10 protein-coding genes are annotated in these 11135 nt (G+C 69.8%); 3 read left to right on the top strand and 7 right to left on the bottom strand.

The genetic code is table 11. From position 1 onward, the window contains the following. The first annotated feature begins 107 nt into the window (after positions 1-107). Together AB0878_RS12070 and AB0878_RS12065 are read left to right on the top strand one after the other, a co-directional pair. Positions 108-1277, top strand: a complete 1170-nt coding sequence (locus AB0878_RS12070; RefSeq protein ID WP_366579089.1) for a hypothetical protein — start codon at positions 108-110, stop codon at positions 1275-1277. Between the two features lie 54 nt (positions 1278-1331). Next, complete coding sequence (locus tag AB0878_RS12065) at positions 1332-2735, top strand: FAD-binding oxidoreductase (RefSeq protein ID WP_366579087.1); 1404 nt, start codon at positions 1332-1334, stop codon at positions 2733-2735. A gap of 63 nt (positions 2736-2798) precedes the next feature. Here AB0878_RS12065 and AB0878_RS12060 read toward each other — a convergent pair whose 3' ends face one another. From AB0878_RS12060 to AB0878_RS12045, 4 genes are all read right to left on the bottom strand, one after another. Next, positions 2799-4031 carry a glycoside hydrolase family 88 protein gene (locus AB0878_RS12060; RefSeq protein WP_366579085.1) on the bottom strand — a complete coding sequence of 411 codons (1233 nt, stop codon included), beginning with the start codon at positions 4029-4031 and terminating at the stop codon, positions 2799-2801. Positions 4032-4231: 200 nt separating this feature from the next. Then, on the bottom strand, positions 4232-4690 hold the full coding sequence (locus tag AB0878_RS12055; protein WP_366579083.1) for a DUF4396 domain-containing protein: 459 nt from the start codon (positions 4688-4690) through the stop codon (positions 4232-4234). Between the two features lie 40 nt (positions 4691-4730). After that, a complete protein-coding gene (locus tag AB0878_RS12050; protein ID WP_366579081.1) occupies positions 4731-5294 on the bottom strand; it encodes a DUF305 domain-containing protein in 564 nt (187 codons plus the stop codon). 59 nt (positions 5295-5353) lie between these two features. Then, a complete protein-coding gene (locus AB0878_RS12045) occupies positions 5354-5809 on the bottom strand; it encodes a hypothetical protein (RefSeq protein ID WP_366579079.1) in 456 nt (151 codons plus the stop codon). A 168-nt stretch (positions 5810-5977) separates the two neighbouring features. On the opposite strand from AB0878_RS12045, the gene AB0878_RS12040 reads away from it, so the two are divergent. Then, positions 5978-7000: an autoinducer 2 ABC transporter substrate-binding protein gene (locus AB0878_RS12040; protein ID WP_366579078.1), complete on the top strand. Its 1023-nt coding sequence runs from the start codon at positions 5978-5980 to the stop codon at positions 6998-7000. A 77-nt stretch (positions 7001-7077) separates the two neighbouring features. Here AB0878_RS12040 and AB0878_RS12035 read toward each other — a convergent pair whose 3' ends face one another. From AB0878_RS12035 to AB0878_RS12025, 3 genes are all read right to left on the bottom strand, one after another. Further along, positions 7078-8694 carry an esterase-like activity of phytase family protein gene (locus AB0878_RS12035; RefSeq protein WP_366579077.1) on the bottom strand — a complete coding sequence of 539 codons (1617 nt, stop codon included), beginning with the start codon at positions 8692-8694 and terminating at the stop codon, positions 7078-7080. 91 nt (positions 8695-8785) lie between these two features. Further along, a complete protein-coding gene (locus AB0878_RS12030) occupies positions 8786-10006 on the bottom strand; it encodes a hypothetical protein (protein ID WP_366579076.1) in 1221 nt (406 codons plus the stop codon). A 5-nt stretch (positions 10007-10011) separates the two neighbouring features. Beyond that, the gene (locus tag AB0878_RS12025; protein WP_366579074.1) at positions 10012-10773 is read right to left on the bottom strand and encodes a hypothetical protein; all 762 of its coding nucleotides are present in this window, start codon (positions 10771-10773) and stop codon (positions 10012-10014) included. Between the last annotated feature and the right edge of the window lie 362 nt (positions 10774-11135).

Here is an 11135-nt window from a genome sequence, read left to right as displayed (position 1 = left end):
GGGCTTGCTTGCGCGGCAAGGGGTCCTGCCGAGACGAGGATGACGTCTCGGCAGGACCCCTTTGTCGTGGAGGAGCGGGAATGGTCCGAAGAGGTCTGGTTCGGCGGGTGACCGTGGTTTTCGCCGCGGTGCTCGCGGTGGTTCCCGTGACACCGGCCGCCGCGGCCGGGTCGTGGCGGGTGGACCTGTCCACGGTGGACGGTGACGACGTGAACGTGTCCTCGGTTTCGGGTTTCCTGACGCTGGCCGAGTCCGCGTGGAACCCGGTCACCGCGCGGAGTTCCGGCGTTCTCGTCACGGCCGCGCGCCGCCTGGGGTCCTCGGTGGGCCGGGTGACCGCGCGGGTGGTGGACGACGTCCCGGCCGGCACCGCCGTGGAGGTCGACGTGCGGGGCCGCGATGCCGCCGGCGACTGGACGGAGTGGACCCCGGCGGGCCGGGAGTTCCCGTTCGCCGTTCAGGTGGTCCAGGCCCGGATCTCGCTGTCCGGCACGGCCGACGGCGTGCGACCGACCGTGCGCGCGGTGACGCTCACCGCGTCGGGCGGCACCGCGCGGGCCGCGGTGGTCACCGAACCGCTCACCTACCGGATCTACGCGACGCGCGAAGGCCTCGTCGGCGGCAAGACGTCCAACGGGCACATCATCGCCAAGAGCGACCACTTCGTGTCGTTCCCGTCCACGAAATCGGTGTCCCCCAAGGGAACCGGCTCGTACACGGCGAAGGTCTGCCGCACCGACGGCACGCGCTGCGAGTTCGCGCCGGTGTGGGAGGTCGGCCCCTGGAACACCCACGACGACTACTGGAACCCGTCAGATCAGCGCGCCACCTTCCCCACGCTGCCGCAGGGCACGCCCGAAGCGCAGGCCGCGTTCCAGGACGGCTTCAACGGCGGCAAGGACTCCCGCGGGCGCGCGGTGAAAAACCCGGCGGGCATCGATCTCGCCGACGGCGTCTTCTGGGACGGCCTCGGGCTCACGGGCAGCTCGTGGGTGGACGTGACCTACCTCTGGACGGGCACCGGCGGCCCCGCCGGCGTGATCACCACCGCCGGCGCGCCGCTGAATCTACGCGAAAGCCCCAGCACGTCAGCGGCGATTAAGGGCGTCGCCGCGCCGTACGCGCGTGTGCCGATCGAGTGCTCGGTGACCGGCGAGTCCGTGAGCGGCGCCCTCGGCACCAGCGCGATCTGGGACCGCGTGGGCCCGGATCTGTACGTCTCGGACACGTACGTGAAACCCGGCGCCGCCGGTCCCGTCGCGCCGATATGCCCTTGAGCTGCGACGACAGGCGACCAATACTGGACAATTCGCCAAGCCTGAGGGGGCAGCATGACCACACTCGACACGAAGGACGTGACCCCGTTGCGGCGGGGGTTCGCGGGAACCGTCTTCACCGCGGCCGACGACGGCTACGACGAGGCGCGAAAGGTCTGGAACGGCCAGATCGACCGGCACCCGGCCGTGATCGCGCAGGTGGCCGGCACCGCGGACGTCTCGACGGCGCTGGCGTTCGCCCGCGAGCACGGGCTGCCGGTGAGCGTGCGCGGCGGCGGGCACAGCTTCGGCGGGTTCTCGGTGTGCGACGACGGCCTCGTGATCGACCTGAGCGCCTTGCGCTCGATCACCGTGGACACGCACTCCTCCACCATCCGCTGCGGTGGTGGCACCACGTGGGCCGAGCTCGACGCGGCGGGCCAGCAGGAGGGGCTGGCGGTGCCGGGCGGCACGATCAGCGACACCGGCGTCGGCGGCCTCACGCTCGGCGGCGGCGTCGGCTGGCTGACCGCGCGCCACGGCCTCAGCGTCGACAACCTGATCTCGGCCGAGGTCGTCACGGCCGACGGCACCCCGCTGCACGTGTCGGCGGACGAGAATGCCGACCTGTTCTGGGCCCTGCGCGGCGGGGCCGGCAACTTCGGCGTGGTGACGGCGTTCGAGTTCCGCGCGCACCCGGTCGGCCCGATCATCGAGCTGGGCCTGTTCTTCTGGCCGCTCGCCCAGGGCCGCGAGGCGCTGCGCTTCATCCGCGACACCCTCACGACGCTGCCGCCGACGACGGGCGCCATGCTGGTCGGCCTCAACGCGCCGCCGGCCGATTTCGTGCCGCCCCAAGCGCACTTCGCGCCCGGGTACGCGCTCGTCATCGCCGGGTTCGAGGGGCCGGAACAGCACGCCGAGGTGGTCGCGCAGGTCCGGCGCGGGCTGCCGGCCGCGTTCGAGCTGGTCGCACCGATCCCCTACGTCGGGCTGCAGCAGATGCTCGACGACGCGGCTCCGCGCGGGATGCTGGCGTACGAGAAGGGGCTGTACGTCGACGAACTGAGCGACGAGGTGCTCGACGTGATCGCCGAGTACCTGCCGCGCAAGTCGTCGCCGCTGTCGATCACGCCGATGTTCCTGCTGCGCGAGGCCTTCTGCAACGTGGCCGAGGACGCGACGGCGTTCGGCGGCACGCGCACGCCCAAGATCGCCGTGAACCTCGCGGCGACCACGGCCGACCCGCAGGAGTTCGAGGCGGACCGCGCGTGGGTGCGCGAGTTCTGGACCGCACTCACGCCGTTCGCGTCGAGCGCCAGCGGCTACGTCAACTTCATGACGGAGTACGACGAGAACCGCGTACGCGCGGCCTACGGCGCCGAAAAGTACGACCGCCTGGCGCTGATCAAGGCGAAGTACGACCCCGGCAACGTCTTCCACCTGGGCGCCAACATCCGGCCCGCCGTGGCCGTCTGAACGACAACCGGGCCGAGGTGCCGGCCGCCGGCGGACACGGCGGCCGGCACCTCGTTCGGGACCTCAGTGCCCGGACAGGTCGATCGCCTTGTCGAGTTCGCGGGGCTTCAGCACGCGCAGGATGCCTTCGAGGAGGTAGTAGTCCGCGTACGGCAACGAGATCTCGATCCCGTCCTCGGCCGGGCGGTTGCGCGTGCAGCGGGCCACCACGGCGTCGGCGCGGGTCGACTTCGTCGTGAGGCAGGTGCGGGAAGTCGCCTCCAGCAGGCGCAGGCCGGCCGCGCGGTAGTCGGGCCGGCCCGCCGCCGCGGCGAGGTCGATGAGGCCGCACGCCATCACGACGCCGGCGGACGCGTCCTTGATGTCGTTCGGCGCCTGCGGCGCGGTGTAGTCCCAGACCGGCACGTTGTCCGGGGTCAGGGCCTTCAGCGCGAAGTCGGCGAGCCGCCGCGCAGCGGTGAGGAACGAGCGGTCTCCGGTGCGACGGTACATCGTGGTGAATCCGTAGATGCCCCACGACTGCCCGCGTGACCAGCAGGAAGCCGGGCTGTAGCCCTGCACGGTGTTGGGGCCGATCTCGGCGCCGGTGGCCGGGTCGAAGTCGAACACGTGGGGCGTGGAGCCGTCGGGGCGCAGGAACACGCGCTGCGCCGTCTTCGCGTGCTCGATGGCGATGTCGAGGTACTGGCTGTCGCCGGTCTGCTTGGTCGCGAAGTCGAGCAGGTCGAGGTTCATGATCGTGTCCATGATGATCCGGCCCGCGTCCTTCGGGTCGGTCAGCGAACCCCAGGCCCGGATGAAGTGGCCCTTGGCGTTGTAGCGCTTGATCAGCGACGAGGCCGCCTGGATCGCGCCGGCGCGCCACTTGTCGTCGCCGGTGATGCGCCACGCGGTGACCCACGACGGGTAGAACAGGAATCCGAGGTCGTGCGTGCTGGTGTCGTTCTGGCGCGGCGCGAGTTTGTCGGCCGATGCGAGTGCGAGCGTGCGGAATTGTTCGTCACCGGTGTGCAGGTATGCCATCCAGAGCGTGCCGGGCCAGAATCCGCCGACCCAGTCACCATTCTGCGAAAAGGCCCATTTCTCGAACTTGGTCCCGGTGGGAAACGAGGTGACACCCGGCGCGACCGCGCGCAGCTTCTGCACTGCGTAGTCTGCCGCTGAGCGGAACACCTTCTCCTGGCTCGCGATGTCGGACACCCCTTGCTCGGCCGCCGCCGCAACGGTGCTGGTCGCGGTCACCGCCACGGCGGCACCGGCCGCGGTGGTCAGCAGGGTACGCCGGGAAACACTCACGATTGCCCGCCATTTCACAGTCGTGGAAACACCAGTGGGGAAATGCCTCACGAGAAGGCCGCCTGAGTTTTACATGACGGTCATGTGGTTGTACACCCGCCAAAGCGTGCTTTCACGGTTGTGAATTGTTCATGGATGTGAACCCGCTATTCCACGCTCCGGACCGGAGTGAACCACGGGCTCACCCCGGTCCGGACCACTCAGTGGTGGTGGTGCGCGTGGACCACCGCGTGCCCCTTGCCCCGGCCGATCATCCACTTGTTGACCGGCACCGTGATCACGAAGGCGACGACGAGCGAGAACAGCAGCGACAGCCAGAACAGCGCCGTCGCCAGGCCCGCGTCCATCGCGCCCGGGACCACGACGATCACGAGGTTGTCGACGATCTCCATTACGGCGATCGACACGGTGTCGGCGGCCAGCGCGACCTTGAACGCCGCCGAGAAGGCCAGGCCCGACTTCAGGACTCCGCGCATCGTCAGGCCGTAGCCGAAGACGAACGCGAGCACGATAGACAGCACCACGGTGGCCGCGTTGTGCAGCCCGAACGCGGTGCCGAGAACCATGCCGAGCACCTCACCGATGGCACAGCCGGTGAGGCAGTGCAGCGTCGCCTGGATCGCGGTGGACCAGGACGCGCCGTGCTGGTGGTCAGTCATGTCGTCCACTATACCCCCTTAGGGTATCTCGACCCTGCGCTCAGCCGGCGAGGAGCGACTTCATCGTGGTGATCTCGGCCTCCTGGGTGTCGGCGATCCGCTGGGCCATGGCCTTCGCGGCCGCGCTGCTCCCCTGGGCCAGCTCGGTGCGCGCCATCGCGACGGCACCCGAGTGGTGCTCGATCATCAGCTCGAGCCACTTGCGGTCGTAGGCCGCGTCACGCAGCTGGTCGAGACCCGCGGTGTCGACCATGCCGGGCATCCGGCCGTGGTCCATCCCGGACATCCGGCCGTGGTCCGTGCCGCCCATCGTCGAAGGCGCTGGCGCGCCCCAGGCCTTCAGCCACGCCGTGAGCTGGTCGATCTCGGGCTGCTGGGCCTGCTGGATCTGCTGGGCCAGCTTGACCACGCGCTGGTCGCCGGTGTGCTGCGGCACCGGCACGGACATCTCCACGGCCTGGCGGTGGTGCGGGACCATGTCCTGCGCGAACGTGACGTCCGCGGCGTTGTGGTCAGCGGTCGGGGCGGCCGGTTGCGACGAGCAGCCGACGAGCACGGCGGCGATCGCGGGCGCCACGATGCCCGCCAGGAACTTGCGATTCATGACGTTTTCTTTCCTCACTGGGTACGACGGAGTTCGGACACGATGGAGCGCGTGCCCGATCAGATCCGCAGTGCGCAGGAGGCGGTGAGGAGTTCCCGGCCCGTTCGCGAAGGCGGCGCCCGGGCGAACCCGCCGGTCCCGCGTTCGACCGAACCGGGCACCGCACGCTCGCGACGCCGGCGCAGCCAGGCCAATACGAGCAGCAGGCCCGCCGCGGCCAGCAGCACCGCGAGGCACAGGTGCAGCATCGCGTGGCCACCGTCGCTCGCGGGCGGAGCGGCAATCGGATCCCCGGACGTCGACATCACCGGCACCGGCACCACCGCCACCGGGTCTGTCACCACCACGGGCGCGTCCATCGGCGAATGCGCGACGGACACCGCCGGCATCCCGCCCATCCCGCCACCGTGCGGCGCCGGGACGTGGTGCATCGCGAGCACACCGAAGACCAGCGCGCCGAGCAACAGCCAACGCGCCGGGGCCGGAAGCGGGAACCCGCGGAGCGGTCGAGTCATCGGGAGCAGTCTAACCACATACCCCAAACGGGTATATCCCCAAGATCACCGTTGAACTCACTTCCGTAACCCTTTGCACACGACCGGTTGACCACCGTGAACACGCTCCCTTACGTTCACTCCAGGTCGCCGGCGGTGCGCAGACCGTGAAACCGAAGGACTGGTGGGATGCGAAGGCCGACCAAGACGCTCGTGCTGGGCGTCGCGCTGCTGCTCACGGCGGTGGTGGGACTCGGCAGCTGTTCGTCGGCACTCAGGACGTCGGCGGCCGACGACCGGACTTCGGTCCGGATCGCCTTCGTGCCGAAGGTCGCGGGCATCGCGTACTTCGACGCCATGAACGCGGGCGGCCGGGAAGCCGCCGAACAGCTCGGCGCGCAGTGGATCACGCGCGGCCCCGCGACGGTCGACCCGGCGGCCCAGACCGCCATCCTGCACGACCTCGTGAACCAGCACGTCGACGTGATCGCCGTGGCGCCCAACGACCCCGCGGCCCTCGCGCCCGCGATCGCCGACGCCCGCGCCAAGGGCGTCCACGTGCTCACCACCGACACCGACGCGCCGCAATCGCAGCGCGAGGTGTTCGTGAACCAGGCCTCCCCCGAGGGCGTCGGCACCGCGCTCGTCGACTCGCTCATGGCGAAAACGGGCGGCAGCGGCAAGTTCGCCATCGTCTCGTGCGGGCGGACCGCGGCGAACCTCAACGCGTGGATCTCCGTCGAGCAGACCTACGCGGCCGAGCGATACCCGAAGGCGCAGCTGGTGGAGACCGTCTACGCCGGTGAGGACACGACAACCGCGACCGAGCTCGCGAAGCAGGTCCTCGACCGCCACCCCGACCTGACGGGCCTGATCGGCGAGTGCACCACGTCGGCGCCGGGCGTCGCGCAGGCGGTGCGGGACCAGCAGAAGATCGGCCGCGTCTACACCGTCGGCACGGGCACCCCGCAGACGATGAAGCCGTACCTGCTCGACGGTTCCTGCTCGATGTCGGTGCTGTGGAACGTCGAATCGCTGGGTTACCTCACCGCGTGGGCGGCGGAGCAGCTGGTGCAGGGCCGTTCGTTCGGCCCCAGCAACAACGTGAGCCTCGAACTGCCCGCGGTGAAGTACGACGGGCGCTCGAAGACCATGCTGCTCGGCGACCCACTGCTGATCACGCAGGACAACGTGGACCAGTTCAAATACTGACGGCCGGGACCCCCGCAGCGGGAGCCCCGGCCGTGCAGTGCGTTGCGACGAGCAGTGCCTTGCCGTGAAACGGGAACTCAGCGCACGTCGATGGTGACCGTGGCCGTGGTGACGCGGGCGGGCAGCTTCGTCGTGTCGATCTTCAAGTACTCCCCGTCGTCCTGCCGGCCGTTGGGCAGGATCTTGGCGTGGAGCGCGTACGGCGGCGCAGTGTTCGAAAGGCCGTCGATGCCGAAGTCGTTGTCGTTGCTGACCACGAGGGTGCGGCCGCCGTCGGTGGTCGCGACGCCCTCCACCTTGTCGTGGCCGAAAAAGCCGCCGGTCGGGTCGAACCCGGTCACCAGCGCACCGAGGTCCAGGTACAGCTTCTTCGCCACCGGCGTGATCCCCACCTTGGCGAGATCCGCAGTGGCCTCCTCGGTGGTGTCCTTGCCGACGTAGGCGTCGATGCTCGACTGCTTGTCGCCCACGAGCAGCCCGCCCTTGGCGGAGTCGTAGGCGGCACCGGCCACCTTCGCCTTCGGCCCGACGTCGGTCGCGCCGCGCAGGTCGATCTCGTAGATCTTCTTGAACGCACCGGGTTCGAAGTTGCCGTCGCGTTCGTCCACGAGGAACTTCGTCGACGACAGCGCGGTGATCTCGCTGACCGCCGTGCCCGTGTCGTCCGGGTCCTGCAGCAGGTACAGGTACTCGTGCGTCGCGCGCGTGCGCAGGTCGACCGTGACGATCCGCAGGGTGGTCACGTTGCCGGGCTTCTTCGTGAGGTCCGGCTGCTGCAGGGCCGACTGCATGATGCCCACGAGCGTCTTGCCGTCCGGCGTGAGCGCGAGGCCTTCCATGCCCTTGTTGGGCACGCGGTACTTCAGCTCCTGGGGCAGCGAGCCGTCGAACGGCGAGAGCCGCTCGATCGCGCGGCCGTCGGCGCGGAAGTGCGTGATGAAGGGACCGTACTCATCGGACACCCAGAACGTGCCGTCGCGTTCGGCGACGAGACCCTCGGAGTCGTAGCCGTTGGGAGTGGCCGGCAACGGCTTCCCGTCGAGGCCCACGATCGTCTCGCCGGTGTCGGCGGCCGTGCTGACCTGCCCGTTGTACGGCGAACCGTCCTTGGCGCGCAACGGGATCCGCTTCTCGAGCACGGCCTTGCCGTCCTTGAGGCGGAACTTGCCGATGGCCGGGTCGAACGCGGGCAGCGGCTCCACCTTGGCCCCGTCCGGCGCGTCGACGTTCGGGCCGCGGTCGGTGAGGCCGTAGAACTCGTCGCGCGAGCCCGGCACCGGCGTGAGCGCGGAACCGTAGGCACCACCGGTGAGCTTCACGCCGCCGATGGTCGCCAGCGGCGGCAGGGAGGTCGGGTAGAGCTGCACCGCGTCCGACACGGAGTACGTGAAGGTGTCACGGCCGTGGAAGCCCGGCGCGGGCGTGTAGCTGAACGACCCGCTGGGGTCGAGGGTCAGGGATCCGTGTGCCGGCGCGGTGTGCCGCACGATGGCGCCGCTCGCGCCGCCGCGGCTGTCGTTGCCGAGTACGCCGTCGCCGTGGACCTGCAGCGATCGGCCGGCTCGGGTCCCGTAGTGGTCGTCGCGGGCGGCGAACTCGGCGTGCCCTCCGCCTCCGTGCGCCGACGCCGTGCCGGTGGCCAGCAGCGGCAGGGCGAGGATCCCCGCGGCGACCCCGATTCTCACGCGCTTCATCCGTTTTCTCCTCCTCCGGCGTCACACGACGCCGGAGGAGGAGTCTGGTTAACGGAGTTGGACAACCGCCGTCTTCGAGGCGACGCCCGCGTTAACGGCCTCGTCTCACATGCGCGGCCGCCGCTCCGCCGCCGATCACGAGCACCAGCACGGCGACGCTCCACCTGCGTTGTTTCTCCACGCGGTGGCCGGCGTCGGCCACCGCCGGTTGCGGAGTCGCGACAGGACGGAACTTCGTCGGCGGCGCGACCGAGGTCGAGGCGACGATCGGGGCGGGCGAAGTCGCGTTCGGCGGCGGGGGCACCGCCGGCGACTGTTCCGCGAGCACCGGTGGTGAAGGTGGTGGTTCTTCCGCCGTCTGCGAAGGTTTCACCGAGTCCGACGACGGTGGGGGATCCAGTCGCGCGGGCGGCGGAGGCGGTGGGGGTGGCGGAGGCGGCGCGGTTGCCCCGGCGAGGCACCCGGCCGCGTCGGAGGTGTAGAGCTCGGGTCCGGTGCTGATCTCCTGCGCCCCGCCGGAGCCATCGCGCGGCAGCCGGTAGGTCACGCTGCGGTGGCCGATGCGGTTCGCCGTCGCGTAGAGGGCACCGTCCGGTCCGAACACGACCGAGCCGTACGCCGTGGCGAGCGGGAACTTCAGGCCCGGCACGATGGCGACGCGGCCGTCGCGCGGGTTGATCGTGACCACCGAGCCGTGGCCCGCGGCCGTGACCGAGACACCGTAGAGCAAGCCGTCCGCCGAGTTGTAGGCGAAGTCGTCGACGCCGGCGGACAGGACGACGGGCCGAAGCACCTGGTGCGCGACCACGTCGAGGTAGTGGGGACTGGCCGGGTCGACGTCCACTGTGTACAGACTGTTGGCGTGCAGCAGGTACCACGAGTTGCCGGCCATGGCGCCGCCCGTGGAACCCGTCGCCCAGCTCCAGATGCCGTGGCGCGCGCCGGCGCGGAACACCCCGCCGAGGTCGGTCACGTGGCCCGCTGCGTCGATCCGCACCGCGTGGGCGCCGTCGTGGAAGTGGCCCGAGGTCGGACCGTCGGCCACGCCGTAGACCACGCCCTGCGAGGCGGAGTAGGCCATCGCGTTGATCGTGTAGCCGGGGTCGCCGAGCGACTGCCGCTGCCCGGTCGGCAACGTGAGCCGGACGAACGACGACGAGTGCGAGTTCTGGCTCTCCACCTGGAGAACCGGGCACGTCGCCGGCGCGGCCGGGTGGGTCCGGCCGGGTGGTTCGAGCCACCCCGACGCCACGAGCAGCGCCGACACGGCGACCGCGGCGGCCACCACCGGGAGGAAACGGGGAATGCGCACCGCGGTCAGCCCAGTCGCGCCAGTGCCGAGCTGAACGCGTCGGGCTGGATGCTCGCGCCGCCGGCGAACGGGTTCTGCAGCTGGAAGATCGCGTAGAGCAGCAACGCGATCGTGCCGGCCAGCGTCGACACGATCACCAGGTGCGCCGCCATGCGCGTGCCGCCGAAGAGGTTGGGCAGCAGCACGGAAATCAGGCTGCCGAGGATCAACGCGAACCACACCACGGAGCCGACCCCGCTCGTGGCGGCGTCGGTGAGGCGCGCCTGCCGGGCCTGGTAGACCTGCCACAGGTCGTTGGCGGCCTCGGTCTTGCGGTCGTTCTCCCAGTCGTCGGTCGCCTGCGCGCCGGCGATGGTGCGGCGCATCTGGTCGAGCTGCGTCCAGCCGGTGTCCGGGATCGTGCCGCCGTCGGCCAGGCGCGGCCATTCCTGGCGCTGCACGGTAGTGGCGTACGCAGTGGCGAGCTGTTGCACGCGTTGGCCGGTGTCACCGGGCAGCGCTTCGGCGGCCCAGGTCATGGAAACGAGGCTGTCGGCCTCCGTGTAGGAACCGTCGCGCGCGGTGCCCACGGCGTCGAAGAGCGAGATCAGCACGAACGCCACCAGAACCGCGTGGAGCCCGCCGACAATGGTGAACACCTGACCGGCCGCATCGTTGTTGTCACGACGACCTTCATCCCAGCCAAACCGCCTCACCAGATAGCCGATACCGCCGCCGACGACAGCCGCTCCGACCACCCAGAAGATCCCGGTCAGGTAGACGCTCATCTGACCCCTTTCACACTCGAAGCCCACTGGATCCACCATTGTTCGGCGAATTACCGGAAGTGGGCCCGCTCAAGTTAGTCATCTGATTCCCAGGCGACAAGAAGCGACAGTTCGGTTCATTCGAGTGGCCCTGCGACGCGCCCGATGATCACTGGAACGGAGCAGTTGAAAGTTGGAACACCTGCTCTGGATATGCCCGTTCACCTGGGGTACACCGGCGATCTTCGGTCGAACTTCCCGTCCGGGTGAGTCCTGTCGACCGAGGGTGACGAACGCGGTACCGATCAAGATCGTCTGAAACTGGCGCGCCAACAACAGCAACTGGAATGTCCGATTACCCGTTCTGGCAAACAGGTGAACCG

The sequence above is a fragment of the Amycolatopsis sp. NPDC047767 genome (genome assembly GCF_040704195.1).
Lineage (GTDB): Bacteria > Actinomycetota > Actinomycetes > Mycobacteriales > Pseudonocardiaceae > Amycolatopsis.
This window is presented reverse-complemented; position numbering and strand designations above follow the sequence as displayed.

What these genes read in the sequence shown, in the direction of transcription:
- AB0878_RS12065 (WP_366579087.1), top strand. Translation starts at nt 1,332, where the DNA reads ATGACCACACTCGACACGAAGGACGTGACCCCGTTGCGGCGGGGGTTC.
- AB0878_RS12055 (WP_366579083.1), bottom strand. Translation starts at nt 4,690, where the DNA reads ATGACTGACCACCAGCACGGCGCGTCCTGGTCCACCGCGATCCAGGCG.
- AB0878_RS12050 (WP_366579081.1), bottom strand. Translation starts at nt 5,294, where the DNA reads ATGAATCGCAAGTTCCTGGCGGGCATCGTGGCGCCCGCGATCGCCGCC.
- AB0878_RS12045 (WP_366579079.1), bottom strand. Translation starts at nt 5,809, where the DNA reads ATGACTCGACCGCTCCGCGGGTTCCCGCTTCCGGCCCCGGCGCGTTGG.
- AB0878_RS12040 (WP_366579078.1), top strand. Translation starts at nt 5,978, where the DNA reads ATGCGAAGGCCGACCAAGACGCTCGTGCTGGGCGTCGCGCTGCTGCTC.
- AB0878_RS12035 (WP_366579077.1), bottom strand. Translation starts at nt 8,694, where the DNA reads ATGAAGCGCGTGAGAATCGGGGTCGCCGCGGGGATCCTCGCCCTGCCG.
- AB0878_RS12025 (WP_366579074.1), bottom strand. Translation starts at nt 10,773, where the DNA reads ATGAGCGTCTACCTGACCGGGATCTTCTGGGTGGTCGGAGCGGCTGTC.